This is a genomic window from Larkinella terrae, from assembly GCF_009668025.1.
GTDB classification, from domain to species: Bacteria; Bacteroidota; Bacteroidia; order Cytophagales; family Spirosomataceae; genus Larkinella; species Larkinella terrae.
In genome coordinates this window covers 42,559-58,633 of record NZ_WJXZ01000015.1, presented here as the reverse complement: position 1 = coordinate 58,633, position 16,075 = coordinate 42,559, and the positions used below count along the sequence as shown (strand labels likewise).

Below are 16,075 nucleotides of genomic sequence, written 5' to 3'. Positions count from 1 at the left end.
TTGCGAATCGAATCAGGGCAACTGGTACGCTACGACGTAATCGCCCAGCTTGGTTCCGAGTTTGGCGTGACCTCCGGCGGCAATGACGACGTATTGTTTGCCGTTGAGTTGATACGTCATTGGTGTGGCCTGCCCGCCAGCCGGGAGCGGAACCTCCCATTGCAGACTGCCGTCGCTGGTTTTGAAGGCCCGGAAATGACCGTCCAGCGAGGCTGCGACAAAGACCAGACCGCCCGCCGTAGCAATGGCCCCGCCGAAGTTGATGGAGCCCCACTGCCGGGATTCGGGGTATTTTCGGGGATCGTACATGAAGCCCAGCGGCACTTCCCATTCCAGCGAGCCTTTTTTCAGGTTGATGGCGGCTAGGGTTCCCCAGGGCGGGGCGGTTTGCATCGACAGGCCCTGTTCGTCTCTTGCGAACAGATAGCTGCGTTTCACCACATAGGGCGTTCCCGATTGCATCCCGGTTTCGGCCCGCATCAAAGCTTGGTCGTTCTTGACCGATTCGCTTAGTTTAGCACGCGGAATCAGCGTAATGGCAGCCGCCAGCCGGTTGACGTTAGTGATCAGCAAACCGGATTCGGGATCGTAACACATGCCGCTCCAGTTGATTCCGCCAACGTTGCCGGGCGCAATGAGCGAGCCTTGCAGCGAGGGTGGCGTAAAAGGCCCTTCGTAGTATAACGAAGAAATGCGTTGCTGCGCCTGCACTTTGGCTTCCGGCGTCGGGCCCCAGGCTTCCGGTTTTTGCAAACCCAGTAGTGGGAGGGTCGCCGGAAAAGGCTGGGTCGGATGCGCTTCTTCGCCCGGAATTTTAGAGGCCGGTACGGGGCGTTCCTGAACCGGCAGCAGGGGAGCACCGGTTTCGCGGTGGAGAATGAACACATGCCCCATCTTGGTGCCCACGGCAACGGCCGGAACGATTTTTCCGTTTTGAGTGAACGAAAACAGCAGAGGCTGCGCGGCATTGTCGTAATCCCAGATGTCGTGATGAACCGTCTGAAAACTCCAGACTACTTTCCCGGTGGAGGCCCGAATGGCGACGATGGAGCTGGCGTTGGCATTTTTTCCCAGCCGTTCGCCCCCGTAATAATCGGGGCTGGGCGAGGTGGTGGGAATGAACACCAGATCGCGCCCGGCATCCGCCGAAATGACCGACCAGGCATTGGCCGCACCGGTTTGCGTGGCGCTGGCTCCTTTCCAGGTTTCGAAACCGGCGTCGGTTTGGGTACGCGGGATCGGGTCCCAACTCCAGCGCAGTTTTCCGGTCAGGGCGTCGAAAGCCCGAACCACGCCCCGCTCGTAGTTAAACCGCTGGTTGTCACCCATGGAAGAACCGACTACGATGGTGTTACCGATGACGGCGGGGGGCGAAGTAACGCTAATGTTACCGACGCCCTGCCGCAAATCGACGGTGCCGTCGTTCCCGAAAGTTTTAATCGGCTGACCGGTTTTGGCATCCAGCGCAATCAGCCGACCGTCGAGCGTGGGAATCAGAATTCGTTTGGGCGCATTGGCCGCGGTATTGTCGCCCACGGCAGGCCAGATTGAAACACCCCGCGACGTGACCTCGGAGAAGTCCTGCCGAAAATAAACCTCGGGATCGTACGACCATTTTTTCGTGCCGGTGGCTGCATCGACGGCAAACACCCGCGACGAGGGCGTGCTGAAAAACAAGGTTCCGTCCACCATCAGGGGCGTGGCTTCAAAGGCGGCTTTTTCGTCGGCGTTGGAGCCTTTGTACTGCTCCAGTTCGCCCGTTCGGAACGTCCAGGCGACGGTCAACTGCTTGACATTGCTGGCATTGATTTGTTTTAGGGGCGAAAACCGCATGCCGCCCGGATCGTTGCCGTAAGCGGGCCATTCGACAGAGCCGCCGGTTTGACCGATGGCGTAAATCGTTGAAAAAAAGACTAAAAGGACGGTGCTAAAAAAAGATTTTTTCATGGGAGTGATGACGGGTCTTATTTTAATCCGAATAGCAATCGGGTAAGCTTAAAGGGCCGAATGAGAAACCAGTAAATAACCGCGCATGTAATCAGGGCCGAGAAACTGATGACCAGAAAACCGCTATAAATCCCAGATTGGCTATATTCCAATACATAAAAGCCAATGGCGACGATGACAGTCTGGTGCAAAATATAAAAAGGATAGACTGCTTCGGTCAGATAGGGGAGAATGGGGCGGTTTTTGTTCAGGTACCGAAAACCGTATGCCACCGACATCAGGACCGAAAACCAGATCAGGCAGTCGGAATTGATGCCGGAGAAAAATGCCCACAACGCACTGTATTCCAGCTCGGGATGGCGGTTGACGTAGGCCGTTCGGGCGTAAAAATAGATGGTACAGGCCAGGGTGCTGAACAAAAAAATCCGACGTTGACTGCTCAGAATTCCGGCAAATTGCGGGCGACTCACCAGCACGTATCCGAACCAGAACAGCAGCAGGTTTTTGACAAAATAAGCCCAGTCGTTGATTAACGCGTGGGTTTCGTGCGGGAAAAAAGGTTTGAGGACCAATTGGCTGATCAACAGGATGATCACGAATCCCAAAGCGCCACCCGGTTTTTCAACCAGTCGTTCAATCCGATCCATAAATCGCTCTCCGGGCGCGGATTTCAGAAACCGGAAAAACGGAATACTGAGCAGCGAATACAGGAAAAGATAGGCCACAAACCAGAGGTGGTGCCAGCTAAAGGCTCCGCCTTTTCCGCCGTCTTGGTACGGTTGAAACTCAAAAACGTGGGGGTAAAAATCCGCAAAACTGCCCGAAAATCGGCCCCGGAAAAGCCATTCGAAATAGATCTGGGGCGGTACGATGACGAACATCCCGAAGACGAGCGGAATGAAAAGTCGCTGAAAACGCTCTCCGGCGTAGCTGGCGTACGGGCGTTTCCGGAGGGCGAAGTAGGTTCCGGCCCCGGAAATAAAGAACAGCAGCGGCATTCGCCAGCGGTGCAGCCACATCATTACGTCTTCAAAAACCGGGCTGGTTTCCCGGCTCTGGATGTGCCAGCCCCAACTCACGTAAATCATGCCGGTATGGTAAAAAAGCAGGATCAAAATGGCGAAAATCCGCAGCCAGTCGAGGTCGTAGCGCCGGGCAGTTGTGAGCAGAGGAGTTGTGGCATAGGGCAGCGGGCGCGGGGTTGCGGACTGCGAGTCAGGAATTGGACTGAAAGCTTGCATCGGTTTTACCGGTTGGTTTCGATGCCCAAACTTCGCGGCATTTCGGCCCAAAACCGCCATTTTCCGATAATCAAGAACTTCACGCCGACCGGGATGAAGTCGCCGTAGCCCGAAATTGAGCCGGGGTCTGGTTCGTCAGTCGCTTAAAAGCCGTGTGAAAAGCGGAAGTGGAATTGTAGCCGACGCGCTCCGCAATCTCGTCGATTTTTAAGTTGAACGTAGCGGGGTCCTGCAGGAGTTGCTGCGCTTCGCGGATGCGGTAGGTGGCCAGCAAATCAAAAAAGCTCTGTTCCAGCCGGTCGTTCAGCAATTGCGAAAGATGGTGCGGAGTGGTTTTGAGTCGTTGCGCCAGTTTGGGCAGCGACAGATCGCTTTCGAGGTACGGTTTTTCATCTTCCATCAGCCGCGTCAATTTTTGCAGAACGGCCTCTTCCACTTCTTCCGACAGCGACGATTTTTCGTATTTTTTGCGGGGAGAAGGCAGATCGGTTTCGGGCTCCGGAGCAGGTTCTTCCGCGAAAAAATCTGACCCCCGCATGACCAGAAAACTCATGGTGTAAATGATCAGCGTGATGTAACAGGCCAGAATGTAATCACCTAAATCTTCGTAAAATTGCGTTTTAACGGCCGAGCCAAAAATCGGGAACGCCAGATTCAACAGCACCAGATTCCGAACCTGCCGCAGGCCCGGTTTGGCATTTCCCCAGAACGACGAGTTCTGTTGCCGGAAAGCTTTCCGAACCGCAATAAAAGCTAAAACCGCATAAATCAGGCAGCTCAACATCGTCAGTTCACTGACAATGCCGCGCAGGCCGGTAAAATCCTCTTCGATGTAATTTACTTTCGGAACATAACTCAGTTCGGGGTGATAGGCGCTGATGTAGGAGTTGTATTTGAACTCGGCCGACTGGTATATCCAGGTAAACGAGTTAATCAGCCAGATCAGGGCGGGAACCAGGTGCCATCGCCAGTGGGCGGGGAGCCGTTTGTGCAATCGGGCAAAAACGAAGAAATAGAAAACCGGTCCCAGCGTAAAGTTGATCGGTTCCGAAAAATCGACCAGCCACAGCACCTGAAACATGTAATTCGTGTAGCAGAGAAAAATTTCGGCGATGATGGCCGAAAGTCCCAGCATAAACCAGCCGATGCACCGGTTTGTCAGGTTTCGCGCTCGCGATCCGGTCAGGAAGAAAATACCCAGAAACAGTCCCTGGGCAACTCCCAGCAAAATGATCAGGGCAAATAAATCGAGGTGAACCGGCAGTGTCTTCATGAAATGCTAAGATACAAAAAGACCCGTCAGGTTTTGAAAACAAAGTACCTGTCAGGTTTCCAAAACCTGACAGGTATCGTTCCGTTTTACGTTATTTTACATCCAGTCCAAACGGCAAGCGGGCCTGCGTTCCCTCCATGTTTTTCAGCATTTTGAGGTATTTGACGTACGGCGCCAGCTCGCCCAGTTTGGCCTGCATTTGCTCGTCTTCGTCACCGGTAAATGATTTGATCAGCTCTTCGACGGCGTTTTTCTTTTCGGGCGTGTAGCGAATCCGGTAATCACCTTCTTTCAGTTTGGCGGCTTTGGCGGCCAGTTCAACGGCTTTGTCCAAACCGCCCAGCTCATCGACCAGGCCGTTGGCTTTTGCCTGCACGCCCGACCACACGCGGCCCGACGCCAGCGCTTTCAGGCTGTCAATTGGCAATTTGCGACCCTGAGCGGCTTTGCTCGTGAAGATTTCATACCCCCGGTTGACGCTTTGTTGCAGCACATTCTTTTCAAAATCCGTCATTTCGCGGGTGAACGACGGGAAGTCGGAGTGCGTATTGGTGACCACGCGGTCGTACGTAATGCCTAATTTATCCTTGAAGAACCCCTGGGTGTTGAACAGCATACCGAAAATACCGATCGAGCCCGTAATGGTGTTGGGTTCGGCCACGATCTGGCGGGCGCCCATTGCCAGGTAATAACCGCCCGAAGCGGCATAATCGGACATCGACGCAACGACCGGTTTTACCTTGTTGGCCAGCACCACTTCGCGCCACATGACGTCCGACGCCAGGGCGCTGCCGCCCGGGGAGTTAACCCGGATCACGATGGCCTTCACTTTGTCGTCCAGCCGGGCTTTCCGGATTTGCTCGGCCACGCGGTCGGAAGCGATGTTGTCGTCGTCTTTTCCGGAAACAATTTCGCCATCGGTAACAATGACGGCGATGCGGTTTTTGATATTGCCTTCCTCGACGTATTTCTTGGCGTTTTCGTATTTACCGAGCGAGATAAAGTCGATTTTTTTCTTCTCATCGGTTTTCAGCGATTTCCGGATGTCGGCTTCCACTTCGTCATAATACGCCACTTTGGTAACGAGTTTGGCCCGTAGCGCATCACCGGCCGTCTGGATCGACAGGTCGTCGGCCAGTTTTTTCAGTTCCGGCACCTGCAAGCCGCGGCTTTGGGCCACGTTGACCAGAAAATGGTTGTTCAGGGAATTCAGGAACGAAGTGGTTTGCGTTTTGTTGGCTTCGCTCATATCCTCCCGAATGAACGGTTCAACGGCGCTTTTGAACTCACCGACCCGGAAAATTACCGGCTTGATACCCAGTTTGTCGAAGGTACCTTTGAAAAACGTGTATTCGGCATCCAGCCCGTTCCACTCCAGCGCTCCGGCGGGGTTGAGGTAGATATTATCGGCTACGGACGCGATGTAGTAGCCTTTTTCGGTCATCACTTCGCCATAAGCGACCACAAATTTCTTCGATTTTTTGAAGTCGATCAGGGCGTTCCGTATTTCTTCGAGCGATGCCCAGCCGGTTTGCGGGTATTCCGTCTGCACGTAAACACCTTTGATGTTCGGGTCCAGTTTGGCGTTGGCCAGGGCCGCTTTCAGGTCGATCAGGCCAATGACGTCACCCGACGAATTGATGGGGCCAAAACCGGCGAACGGGTTGTCGACGCCAATTTCCCGGATGGGACTGTTCAGGTTGAGCTTCAGTACTGAATTTTCCTTCACGGCCACCTCGTCGCCCGATGCCGCCGAAAAAGCCGACCCGATTGCCAGCAAAAGCATGAAGGCAACAACGGTAAAAATGAATAAACCGATGATGGTTGCAAAAACGTATTTAAAAAACTGACGCATGTTTGGGATTGACGAATAACGGGTTAATATGTGAGTTAGTTAGACGGGAGACAAGAGATTATAGAAAAAAGACTACCGAGTTTTCTAACCTCTTTTGCCGCATCTCATTCGTTTACCTATGAAGTTAATTGTTTTAACAACAATATAACTAACAAAAATAAAAAGGAGACGGCTCCCCATCTCCTTAATTTATGTTGAATGTGATTATTTGCGGGAAGAAAGGAAAGAGGGGCGGAAGGGAGGAAAATGCCTGCTCCCGTTTCCTCTTCCGGCCGGTTTTATTTTGCCTGATTCCGGATCAGGAGCCAGTAGTCTTCAATGGACCGGCGAATGACTTCGTGGGCTTCGTCCTTCCCGTAAACATTGACAATCTCGCAGGTCATGGGTTCGCCGGGTAAGTTTTTGTACGTCAGGAAGTAGTGCTTCAAACGCTGCACCACGCTGTCGGGCAGTTGGTGCATGTCCTCGTAGCCCATATACATGCCATCGCCTTTCAAAACCGCAATGATTTTATCGTCCGCTTCACCTTTGTCGAGCAACCGAAAACCGCCGATGGGAATGGCTTGCAGAATAATGTTTCCGTGCGTAATGGCGTGCTCGCTCAATACGCAGATATCGATTGGGTCACCGTCGCCTTTTTCGATTTCGCGCCCCGACTTTTCGCGCGCCAGTGAAGCCACTTGCTCGTCGCAGTACGTCATCGGAATAAAACCGTAGAGTGCCGGTACAATGTTGGAATATTTCTGCGGCCGGTCGATTTTCAGGTAGCCGGTTTCTTTGTCCACTTCATACTTCACCGTATCGGTCGGTACGATTTCGATGAAAGCTGTCACTTGTTTGGGCGCGTTCTCGCCAATGGGAATCCCGTGCCAGGGATGTGCTTTAAACTGATTGTTCATACTTTTTTAAAAATGAAGATCTTAATTATGGTTGGTTGTGATTTTTAATGGTTGGATGGTTAAAAATGGTTGGATGGTTAAAATGGTTGAGAATGGTTAAAAATGGTTGGATGGTTAGTTTTTTAGGTGGTCGCGGGTGTATTTGATTTGCTGGTTGATCAGTTTTTAACCATTCTCAACCATTAAATCCGGCTTTTTCAGCAATGAGATAATCACCGGTTTTGCTGGTTGATTGCCGGACAAGCATCTCTCCCAAAAAACCGGCCAAAAATAACTGAACACCCAGAATAATGGCGACTAAGGCCAGAAAAAATAGGGGATTATCAGTCACATTCCGGTATTTCAGGTGTTTCGCAATGTTGTATATTTTTTCCCCGATGAGGTAGATCGTGATCACCGTTCCGATAAAAAACGAAAGCGTTCCGAAACTTCCGAACAAGTGCATCGGGCGCCGACTGAATTTATGGACGAAGGCAATGACGAGCAAATCCAGAAAACCGTTGATAAACCGGTTCAGGCCGAATTTGGTCGTGCCGTATTTGCGGGCCTGGTGCTGTACTACTTTCTCGCCAATTTTATGAAAACCGTTCCATTTGGCCACGATCGGCAGGTTGCGGTGCATTTCGCCGTAGAGATTCATGGACTTGACAACCTGTCGGCGGTACGCTTTGATGCCGGAATTGAAATCGTGCAGATAAACGCCCGAAACCCAGCGCGATACGGCGTTGAAAAATTTGGTCGGAATGGTTTTGGTCAGTGGATCATAACGTTTCTGTTTCCAGCCCGAAACCAGGTCAAAACCGTCGACGGTGATCATGCGGTACAATTCCGGAATTTCGTCCGGACTGTCCTGTAAATCAGCGTCTAAGGTGATAACTACATTTCCGTTGGCGGCCTGGAAACCGGTTTGTAAAGCGGCCGTTTTGCCGTAATTCCGCGTAAACCGGATGCCCCGCACATTCGGATTTCGTTCCGAAAGCTGACTGATCGCTTCCCAGGACCGGTCGGTGCTGCCGTCATCGACAAACAGTATTTCGTACGAAAACCGGTGTTCCGTCATCACCCGCACAATCCAGTCGTGCAGTTCGGGTAACGATTCATCTTCGTTGTACAGGGGGATGACGACGGAAATTTGAAGTTTATCGCTCATACATTGCGGTCTAAACACGGCTGAATTAAAATCCGGGCGGTTTTCTCTCAATCACCCCTTGCGGCCGGTGTTCAGGAATAATTCGTCAAAGGTCGTAAGGATTTTAGAAAATCAGATAAAAAGGTTGCAATAACTCACGGAATGCTGCAGAATACGTTTTTCCATCCGGTTCAAAAATGATTAATTCGTCGGTTGTGGGAGTTGCCAAACCGTCAAAAGTGAAAGCGGTCACCGTTCGAAAAACCGGTTTTCGGCTATTGTGCCGGAGATTCAGTTGCCGGAAAGGCCGTAAACCGGTTTTGGCCGCAATTGATGTCAGTCGCTCCATTTCGAACGGCGGTAACAAAACCCAGAATTGGCCTTCCGGTTTGAGCAGACTCGCAACACGCGCGATCAATTCTTCAAACGGCAATTCGTCGTTGTGAAGCGCCCGGTTCACCGCCGAGTCGGGCGAGCGCAGGTGGTTGGAGTAAAAAGGCGGATTGGAAAGAATGCGGTCGTACGGTTCGGCCAGAAACGGTTGAATCCGGGAGTGAATGACCCGCACTTGTTCCGCAAACGGACTGGCTTGCACATTCTCAGTCGCCTGCTGAAAAGCCGCATCGTCTACTTCCACGGCGTCGATTTGGGCGGTCGGGTTGCGTTGGGCGGCCATGAGGGCCAGCAAACCGGTACCAGTGCCGATGTCGAGCAGGCGGCCACCCACACCGGTATCGGCGTACGCGCCCAACACGCACGAGTCGGTGCAGACCTTCATGGCCGTTCGATCCTGCTGAATAATGAATTGCTTGAAGCGAAACACAACGAGTTAAAAGTGAAGCGTTAAAAGTGCAGCGTGCCAGGGTTTACGTCCATTCATTGGGTCGCAAAATAGGGTGAGGGCCGCAGGATAAACAGTTTTGTCATTTGGGGAGTTTGAATGGGAAACTGTTTTTCCACCAAACTCAACGACAATGTTCAGTCCACAAAAATCGCTCGGTGTTCTGATTTTTTCACAAAAATATTTCTTCATTCTTGCTGTTTTATCCGTTTTTCTGACTGGCTGTGAACAGATTGCCGATTTAAAGCCTAAAAAATCGAAGTCTGAGTCGGATTCGGTTTCCACTTCTCCCCCCACTTCTTCTACTCCTACCTCTTCTACTCCTGTTTCTTCTACCCCTGTTTCTTCTACCCCCACTTCAAAACCGAATGCCCGAATTGCTTGCGTGGGTACCAGCATCACCCTGGGCGAGGAATTGCCACCGGAAAAAAATTACACCAAGCAGCTTCAGGACTTACTCGGCGGTGCAGATACCGTGCGAAATTTCGGCGTGAGCGGGGCTACGATCCTTAAAAAAGGCCTGTTGCCCTATTGGACTGAGAGCGCCTATAAAAACGCGCTCCAATTGAATCCGAGAATTGTCGTCATTGAGTTGGGGACGAACGACTCCAAAAGTGTGAACTGGAAATACAAATCGGAATTTAAATCGAATTACGTAGAATTCGTCCGTTCCTTCCAGGCCTTGCCTTCCAAACCCATTGTTTACATCTGCAAACCAACACCGGCCTTCAAAGCCGCATACGAGATTAATCCGGACATTATCAAGAACGAAATCAATCCCCTCATCGACGAAGTGGCCCGGGAAACCAATGTGCAGGTGATCGATTTATATACCCCTTTGGTGTCGAGCGATGCGTTATTCCGGGATGGTATTCACCCCAACGCGGAAGGGGCAAAGATGATCGCCGAGATAGTCAGAAAGGCAATCCGGCCGAATTAAGCTGAACGTACCGTTAGGTGATCCTTACTTCCGGCCAAAGTCGGCCGGATTTTCACCCCAGTGTTCGGTCTCCCATTTCAGGATTTTGTTTAGGAAGTTGTTGGTTTTCAGCCAGTTTTCGGCCCGGTCGATGAGCTCGAACAGGTGGGCGTTGCGGGCGGTTTCTTCCAGTTTGGTATTGGCTTTCTTTTTCAGGACCCAGCTAATGGCGGTTCGCGAATCGGAGTAGATGGGCAGGTTACTATCGCGCTGTTTCAGCCACGCCAGCGCGTGCACGATGGCCAGAAATTCACCGATATTGTTCGTGCCGTCGGGATGCGGCCCCTGATGGAAAAGCAGCTGTTTCGTTGTGGCATGCACGCCCTGGTATTCCATGTCGCCCGTTGCCGTGTTCCAGGCGGCATCCACGGCGATGCTGTCGGCAATGGGTTTACCGACAAACAGTTTTTGCCCCTTGCCATCGGTTGCCGTACCTTTGCCCTGCAGGTGAATATGCGGTTTTTCGCCCAGGGCTTTGTCGGCTACCGCACGGCTTTCAAACGATTTGTAAAGCGCACCCGGAAAGTTCTGAATCTGCTCCTGACAAGCTTCCCAGGTATCGTATACGCCTTTTTGCCGCCCTTTCCAGACGACGTAATATTTGGGCGATTTCGCCATTGTTAGTCGGTTCAATGAAACGCCAAAGATACGAATTGGCAGGAAGGTGCGCCAGCGGCTTATACCGGAAGTGATGGCTGAAACCGGTTTTCCTGTTTACTTTTCCGGTAAAGAAACTCACTGGTTGCAGAACCATTGGGTAAAAAAAACAAAAAAAAATAACCGTATGACGCAACTAAAACTTGATGTCATTCGTAAGTAACTCAATTTTGTATGCTTTTCACTCTTTTTAAACTTTAACTACCCACATCAGCTGTAACTATAAATGACGGTACTTATTTACGCACTAATTGCTTTAGTAGGTTTATATATTTTCTTTCTGCTTGGGATTCTACTAAAAACGCAGAAGAAATGTGAATGCATGCATTGCCGGACGTCGATGCACCTGGAACGAACGACCCGTCCTTTGTATGTCCGACGGCTTTACGACTATCTTCCCCTGAAATATTTTCATTGCCGACGTTGCCACCGCACATTTTACCTGCATAAAGACACGCCCGATTCGGAACCGGAGAGCATGAAAGATTCCACTCCGAAACCCAAGGCTTCGTATACCTGATAAGATGCAAGGTAACTGACGCCCGCGATGCGCAGGCGTCAGAAGACAGGAAAATGGAACGCTGAAATCAAAGAATCGGATTTTCCTTCATCTGAACGCGGATCAGGCGCAATTTCCGATTCAGATCCCGCAGTTCCGTCTGGTATTTGTGATACGTTGCAGGATCGTTGTTTTTGAGGGTGTCGTTGCTGCTGTAAAGTAAAACAGCATTCCGGCGGGCGCTAAGCCGCTGGTAAAGTTCGCTTGTAAGGTTCATCGGTTTGTTGTTTGGTCAGGAATAGTAAGAAAGGATCTGCCGCGCATCCTTCTCACTAACTAGAACGTTCGTTAGGTGGCAACATACTTACCGTTTATCAATCAATAATCACGTTTATCATATACTACGAATCAAATTGGGGGATGTACTACCCGGATAAGTAAGTTTTAGCCCCAGAAAACAAAAAACCGCCCGCAATGCGGACGGTTTTGTAAACTTATTTTTTTTGACTTTCCGGCCTATAACCGTTCTATTTTTGCACCAATGGCGTTCAGACGATCGTCGATGTTTTGATAACCCCGGTCGATCTGCTCGATGTTGTCGATAATGCTGTCGCCTTTGGCCGAGAGCGCGGCAATCAGCAACGCTACACCCGCGCGTATATCGGGAGACGTCATGCGAATTCCTTTCAGTTGCTGCTGGCGATTGAGGCCAATGACCGTGGCCCGGTGCGGATCGCACAGAATCATCTGTGCGCCCATTTCAATCAGTTTATCGACGAAAAATAACCGGCTTTCGAACATTTTCTGGTGAACGAGCAACGTGCCCTGCGCCTGAATCGCCGTCACGAGAACGATGCTGAGCAAATCCGGCGTAAAACCGGGCCAGGGGGCATCAGAAACGGTCATCATGCCGCCATCCAGAAAACTCTCAATCTGGTAATGTTCCTGGGCCGGAACAAAAATATCGTCTCCGCGAAATTCCATTTTAATCCCCAGTCGTTTGAAAACATCGGGAATGATGCCCAACTGCGGAATCTGGCAGTTTTTAATGGTTATTTCCGACTGCGTCATGGCGGCCAGACCAATGAACGACCCAATTTCGATCATGTCGGGTAGCATCGTGTGATCGGTTCCGCCCAGCTTTTCAACACCTTCGATGGTGAGCAGATTGGAGGAAATACCGCTGATGTTGGCGCCCATGCGGTTGAGCATCGAGCAGAGTTGCTGCAGATACGGTTCGCAGGCCGCATTGTAGATCGTCGTTTTTCCTTCGGCCAGAACTGCAGCCATCACCACGTTGGCGGTTCCGGTAACCGACGCTTCATCTAGGAGCATGTAAGTGCCTTTCAGGTGACTGGCATCGACGTTGAACATCCCGCTTTCTTCGGAGTCGTAGTTAAACTTTGCTCCGAGCTTTTCAAATCCCAGAAAGTGCGTATCTAGCCGACGGCGGCCAATTTTGTCGCCCCCCGGCCGCGGAATCCGGCCGGTTTTGAAGCGCCCCAGCATGGGTCCCAGCAGCATCACCGAGCCACGCAGAGCCGCTGCTTTTTCACGGTATTCGGCGGTATCCAGTACGGCAATATCGACCTGATCGGCCTGAAAACGGTAGGAAGATGCGGATAGTTTTTCAACTTTGACGCCCAGATCACCCAGCAATTCAATGAGTTTGTTGACGTCGCGGATGTTGGGAATATTATGAATCGTAACCGGCTGATCGGTCAGCAAAACCGCACAGAGAATCTGGAGTGCCTCATTTTTAGCCCCCTGCGGATTGATTTCACCTTTTAAATGTTGATCACCGGCAATTCGGAAAGATGCCATAAATGGAAGGATGAATGATGAATTATAAATGATGAATTATGAAAGAGCAGCCCACGCAATTGACTGATGCGAAGCTCATCATTCATAACTCATAATTCATAATCCGCAATATTGTTTAACGTCTTTTGCGATTGTTGGAATTGTTGTTTCCCCGGAAACGGTCGTTGCGGTGGCTGTTATCGCGGTTGTCGCGGCCTCCGGAATTGTTGTCGCGGTTACCGCGCGGTCCCTGATTCTGATAGAAATTATTGTTCTGGCGATTGCCCGACGTTTCGTTCCGGTTGTAGGGTTGGGAAGAGCCCTCGTTGCGCCCGTGCGAAGAACCTTCGTTGCGGCCATACGATGGACCGCCGGGATTGCGCCGGGGTGGCTGATCGCCCGTCCGTTCGCGCGGGGTAGCGTCGACAAAACCGTTCGTCCGGATCGATACGATGTCGGCGTGGAGTTTCCCGTTGGCCATCTCGTCGAGGTTGGTCAGAATCGTGTCGTCTTCAACGGCCTCCTTGTTCCAGGTCGAATAGAATGTCTTCATCAACCGGGCCATATACGACACGAAGGCCAGCCGCTCTTCGGTGTCTTCCAGCGAAATTGCTTTGGCAATCAGCAGGTTAATGTTCTGGCCGTAGTGTTTGTAGCGCAAACCGTGGGTGTTATACGGAACGGGTTGCGGTTTTTTGCCCAGTACATCGGCGGTCGGGGGCGGATAGGGGCTGTCTACATCCAGCCTGAAGTTCGACATGATGTAGAGGTCGTCCCAGAGTTTGTTGTAATAATCCTGATTATCCCGCATGTTGGGATGGATTTGCCGCATCAGTTCTACCAGGATATGCGCGTAGCGGGTGCGCTTTTCGCGGTCTTCAATAGTCTGTAGATGTTCGACTAATTTTTGGATGTTGCTGCCGTACTCTTTCAATCGATCGGGGCGTCTATAATGTGTTCAGACAAAAGTAAGAAAAAAAGTATTGAACTATCATTAATCCTTCGCGGATCGAGTTGCCGGAACAACCGGCCGAAAGTTGCTGTTGGAAAAGGATGAAGCAGTGGTATTTTGTTTATAAACCGGAACTGAGTGATACCCTGAGGCTGAGCATTCCGATTGTGATTGCGCAGTTGGGAGTGGTGTTGATGGGGGTTACCGACAATTTATTCGTGGGGCGGCTACTCGGAGCGGTTCCGCTGGCGGGGGCCGGTTTGTCGGTATCGCTGTCTTTTCTGGTGTCGAGCATTGGCGTGGGCGGTTTGGCCGTGGGGGCCGCGCTGATTTCCCAGGCCAAAGGCCGGGGCGATGCGGCCGAAATCAACCGGTTATTCCGGGCGGGTTTGTGGGTTGCGCTGCTGTTTGGATTGGTATTGGGGCTGATCGGAGCCGTCGGCGCCTATTTCTACGGCCTCTTTGGTCAGACGCCCGAGGTAACAACCATTGGCCGGAATTTCACGTTGATTCTCAGTTTGTCGAACCTCCCGTTGTTTCTTTTTATTGCAGCCCGGCAGTTGTGCGACGGCCTGGCGTACCCGCGCGTGGCCATGTCCATTACCCTGTCGGCCCTGGTTCTGAATGCGGTTTTCAACTATGTGCTCATCACCGGTTTTGGGCCGTTTCCGGCGCTTGGCGTATACGGATCGGCAGTGGCCACGCTGCTGTCGCGGATTTTCATGGCCGTTACCGTCATCATTTATATTCGGAAAGCCGGGACTTTTCAACCGTATTTTCAATCGTCATTTCGCTCTCTGGAAGTTGGTCAGTACGTCCGAAAGATTTTGCAACTGGGTTTGCCGGGCGGTTTAACGTTTTTCTTCGAAGTCGCCACGTTTTCGCTGGCGGCCATGATGGCGGGCTGGCTGGGCGCGGATCAACTGGCGGCTCACCAGATTGCCATCAACATGGCTTCGACGACTTACATGATGGCGACCGGTATTTCGGCCGCTGGTGCCATTCGGGTAGGCAATGCGCTCGGCCGTCGGAACCAGACGGCGGTGCGCCGGGCCGGAACGGCCGCTTTGATTCTGGTAACCGGCTTCATGAGCGTATGCGCCATTGTTTTTCTGACGGCCAACAACTGGCTGGTGGAGTTGTACATTCGCGATAATCCGGCGGTTTCGGCACTGGCGGCTTCGCTGGTCATCATGGCGGGCGTTTTTCAGCTATCCGACGGCGTGCAGGTCGTGGGCGTTGGGGTATTACGCGGACTGTCCGACGTCAACGTACCCAGCATTATTACCTTATTTGCCTATTGGATTGTCGGTTTGCCAATGAGTTATATTTTCGGGTTCTGGCTGCATTTCGACGTGGACGGCATCTGGCTGGGCTTACTGGCGGGCCTGACTATGGCCGCCATCTTACTGCCCATGCGGTTTTTCCGGCTGGTGCGCAAGATCAGCCCGATTGGCACCGAAGAACGAATTTACACCCATTAATAAGCAGAAATGAAACCATTGCTATCGGCTTCGGTTCCACCCAGAGAGCGGTTTTTGAATGCACTGGTGTTAATATTGATTATCAGTCAGTTGGTATTGATAATCGGATATTACGCGCAATTGCCCGAAGCAATTCCGGTTCATTTCGGCCTGGAAGGAAAACCGGACCGCTGGGGTGAGCGCCTGCAATTGTTTATTGTGCCGGGCCTGGCGACGTTTATTTTTCTCTTATTCTGGAGTTTCCGCTCCATTCCGGCCGAATTTTACAACCTGCCCTTTCCCTCAACGCCCGAAAATCTAAGCCGTCACTTACAGAATTCGCACGAAATGCTGGCGATGTTGTCGCTGGCGACGATGCTTTTTATGACCCTGACCCTTTGGAACTGGCTGGAAATCGCTTCAACGACCCATCCGATTATCAACGGCAAGACTCCCATCGCCCTTTTTGTGCTGGCGCTGATCGGCATTACGATTTTCTATGTCCGAAAGGCATACCGTCTGAAGTGACGGTTTTCG

At 51.6% G+C, this 16,075-nt stretch carries 16 protein-coding genes; 4 read left to right on the top strand and 12 right to left on the bottom strand.

Going from position 1 to position 16,075, the window contains the following annotated elements; translation table 11 throughout:
- Positions 1-12 precede the first annotated feature (12 nt).
- The 8 genes from GJJ30_RS29495 to GJJ30_RS32115 all read right to left on the bottom strand — a co-directional run bounded on the left by GJJ30_RS29495 (position 13) and on the right by GJJ30_RS32115 (position 9,584).
- On the bottom strand, positions 13-1,947 hold the full coding sequence (locus GJJ30_RS29495; RefSeq protein ID WP_154178835.1) for a pyrroloquinoline quinone-dependent dehydrogenase: 1,935 nt from the start codon (positions 1,945-1,947) through the stop codon (positions 13-15).
- A gap of 17 nt (positions 1,948-1,964) precedes the next feature.
- Positions 1,965-3,188: an acyltransferase family protein gene (locus GJJ30_RS29490; protein WP_154178834.1), complete on the bottom strand. Its 1,224-nt coding sequence runs from the start codon at positions 3,186-3,188 to the stop codon at positions 1,965-1,967.
- Positions 3,189-3,267: 79 nt separating this feature from the next.
- The gene (locus GJJ30_RS29485) at positions 3,268-4,461 is read right to left on the bottom strand and encodes a helix-turn-helix transcriptional regulator (RefSeq protein ID WP_154178833.1); all 1,194 of its coding nucleotides are present in this window, start codon (positions 4,459-4,461) and stop codon (positions 3,268-3,270) included.
- A gap of 91 nt (positions 4,462-4,552) precedes the next feature.
- Complete coding sequence (sppA, locus tag GJJ30_RS29480) at positions 4,553-6,316, bottom strand: signal peptide peptidase SppA (RefSeq protein ID WP_154178832.1); 1,764 nt, start codon at positions 6,314-6,316, stop codon at positions 4,553-4,555.
- A 278-nt stretch (positions 6,317-6,594) separates the two neighbouring features.
- Positions 6,595-7,215: an inorganic pyrophosphatase gene (locus GJJ30_RS29475; protein ID WP_154178831.1), complete on the bottom strand. Its 621-nt coding sequence runs from the start codon at positions 7,213-7,215 to the stop codon at positions 6,595-6,597.
- Between the two features lie 175 nt (positions 7,216-7,390).
- Positions 7,391-8,365 carry a glycosyltransferase family 2 protein gene (locus GJJ30_RS29470; RefSeq protein ID WP_154178830.1) on the bottom strand — a complete coding sequence of 325 codons (975 nt, stop codon included), beginning with the start codon at positions 8,363-8,365 and terminating at the stop codon, positions 7,391-7,393.
- Positions 8,366-8,468: 103 nt separating this feature from the next.
- Complete coding sequence (locus GJJ30_RS29465) at positions 8,469-9,122, bottom strand: tRNA1(Val) (adenine(37)-N6)-methyltransferase (RefSeq protein WP_154179062.1); 654 nt, start codon at positions 9,120-9,122, stop codon at positions 8,469-8,471.
- Positions 9,123-9,173: 51 nt separating this feature from the next.
- Complete coding sequence (locus GJJ30_RS32115) at positions 9,174-9,584, bottom strand: hypothetical protein (protein ID WP_170299302.1); 411 nt, start codon at positions 9,582-9,584, stop codon at positions 9,174-9,176.
- Between GJJ30_RS32115 and GJJ30_RS32110 the strand changes: the two genes are divergently transcribed.
- Positions 9,571-10,125, top strand: a complete 555-nt coding sequence (locus GJJ30_RS32110) for a GDSL-type esterase/lipase family protein (RefSeq protein ID WP_170299301.1) — start codon at positions 9,571-9,573, stop codon at positions 10,123-10,125. The genes GJJ30_RS32115 and GJJ30_RS32110 overlap by 14 nt on opposite strands.
- Before the next feature lie 24 nt (positions 10,126-10,149).
- Here the strand turns inward: GJJ30_RS32110 and GJJ30_RS29455 are convergent, their stop codons facing one another.
- The gene (locus tag GJJ30_RS29455) at positions 10,150-10,782 is read right to left on the bottom strand and encodes a ribonuclease H1 domain-containing protein (RefSeq protein WP_154178828.1); all 633 of its coding nucleotides are present in this window, start codon (positions 10,780-10,782) and stop codon (positions 10,150-10,152) included.
- Between the two features lie 361 nt (positions 10,783-11,143).
- Between GJJ30_RS29455 and GJJ30_RS29450 the strand changes: the two genes are divergently transcribed.
- Positions 11,144-11,341 carry a hypothetical protein gene (locus GJJ30_RS29450; protein ID WP_154178827.1) on the top strand — a complete coding sequence of 66 codons (198 nt, stop codon included), beginning with the start codon at positions 11,144-11,146 and terminating at the stop codon, positions 11,339-11,341.
- A 67-nt stretch (positions 11,342-11,408) separates the two neighbouring features.
- On the opposite strand, the gene GJJ30_RS29445 is transcribed toward GJJ30_RS29450, so the two are convergent.
- The 3 genes from GJJ30_RS29445 to GJJ30_RS29435 form a co-directional block, all read right to left on the bottom strand.
- Entirely contained in the window at positions 11,409-11,597 is a 189-nt protein-coding gene (locus tag GJJ30_RS29445) for a hypothetical protein (protein ID WP_154178826.1), read from the bottom strand.
- Between the two features lie 239 nt (positions 11,598-11,836).
- Entirely contained in the window at positions 11,837-13,144 is a 1,308-nt protein-coding gene (gene murA / locus GJJ30_RS29440; protein WP_154178825.1) for a UDP-N-acetylglucosamine 1-carboxyvinyltransferase, read from the bottom strand.
- Positions 13,145-13,259: 115 nt separating this feature from the next.
- Positions 13,260-14,057 (bottom strand): DUF4290 domain-containing protein, encoded by a 798-nt coding sequence (locus tag GJJ30_RS29435; protein WP_154178824.1) that lies wholly within the window; start codon positions 14,055-14,057, stop codon positions 13,260-13,262.
- Positions 14,058-14,176: 119 nt separating this feature from the next.
- Between GJJ30_RS29435 and GJJ30_RS29430 the strand changes: the two genes are divergently transcribed.
- Positions 14,177-15,559, top strand: a complete 1,383-nt coding sequence (locus GJJ30_RS29430; RefSeq protein WP_154178823.1) for an MATE family efflux transporter — start codon at positions 14,177-14,179, stop codon at positions 15,557-15,559.
- Positions 15,560-15,568: 9 nt separating this feature from the next.
- A complete protein-coding gene (locus GJJ30_RS29425) occupies positions 15,569-16,066 on the top strand; it encodes a DUF1648 domain-containing protein (protein ID WP_154178822.1) in 498 nt (165 codons plus the stop codon).
- The last annotated feature ends 9 nt before the right edge of the window (positions 16,067-16,075 follow it).

Coding starts and splice junctions, on each gene's coding strand:
- GJJ30_RS29495 (WP_154178835.1), bottom strand. CDS start 1,947: ATGAAAAAATCTTTTTTTAGCACCGTCCTTTTAGTCTTTTTTTCAACG.
- GJJ30_RS29490 (WP_154178834.1), bottom strand. CDS start 3,188: ATGCAAGCTTTCAGTCCAATTCCTGACTCGCAGTCCGCAACCCCGCGC.
- GJJ30_RS29485 (WP_154178833.1), bottom strand. CDS start 4,461: ATGAAGACACTGCCGGTTCACCTCGATTTATTTGCCCTGATCATTTTG.
- sppA (WP_154178832.1), bottom strand. CDS start 6,316: ATGCGTCAGTTTTTTAAATACGTTTTTGCAACCATCATCGGTTTATTC.
- GJJ30_RS29475 (WP_154178831.1), bottom strand. CDS start 7,215: ATGAACAATCAGTTTAAAGCACATCCCTGGCACGGGATTCCCATTGGC.
- GJJ30_RS29470 (WP_154178830.1), bottom strand. CDS start 8,365: ATGAGCGATAAACTTCAAATTTCCGTCGTCATCCCCCTGTACAACGAA.
- GJJ30_RS29465 (WP_154179062.1), bottom strand. CDS start 9,122: ATGAAGGTCTGCACCGACTCGTGCGTGTTGGGCGCGTACGCCGATACC.
- GJJ30_RS32115 (WP_170299302.1), bottom strand. CDS start 9,584: ATGCTGGTACCCACGCAAGCAATTCGGGCATTCGGTTTTGAAGTGGGG.
- GJJ30_RS29455 (WP_154178828.1), bottom strand. CDS start 10,782: ATGGCGAAATCGCCCAAATATTACGTCGTCTGGAAAGGGCGGCAAAAA.
- GJJ30_RS29450 (WP_154178827.1), top strand. CDS start 11,144: ATGCATTGCCGGACGTCGATGCACCTGGAACGAACGACCCGTCCTTTG.
- GJJ30_RS29445 (WP_154178826.1), bottom strand. CDS start 11,597: ATGAACCTTACAAGCGAACTTTACCAGCGGCTTAGCGCCCGCCGGAAT.
- murA (WP_154178825.1), bottom strand. CDS start 13,144: ATGGCATCTTTCCGAATTGCCGGTGATCAACATTTAAAAGGTGAAATC.
- GJJ30_RS29430 (WP_154178823.1), top strand. CDS start 14,177: ATGAAGCAGTGGTATTTTGTTTATAAACCGGAACTGAGTGATACCCTG.
- GJJ30_RS29425 (WP_154178822.1), top strand. CDS start 15,569: ATGAAACCATTGCTATCGGCTTCGGTTCCACCCAGAGAGCGGTTTTTG.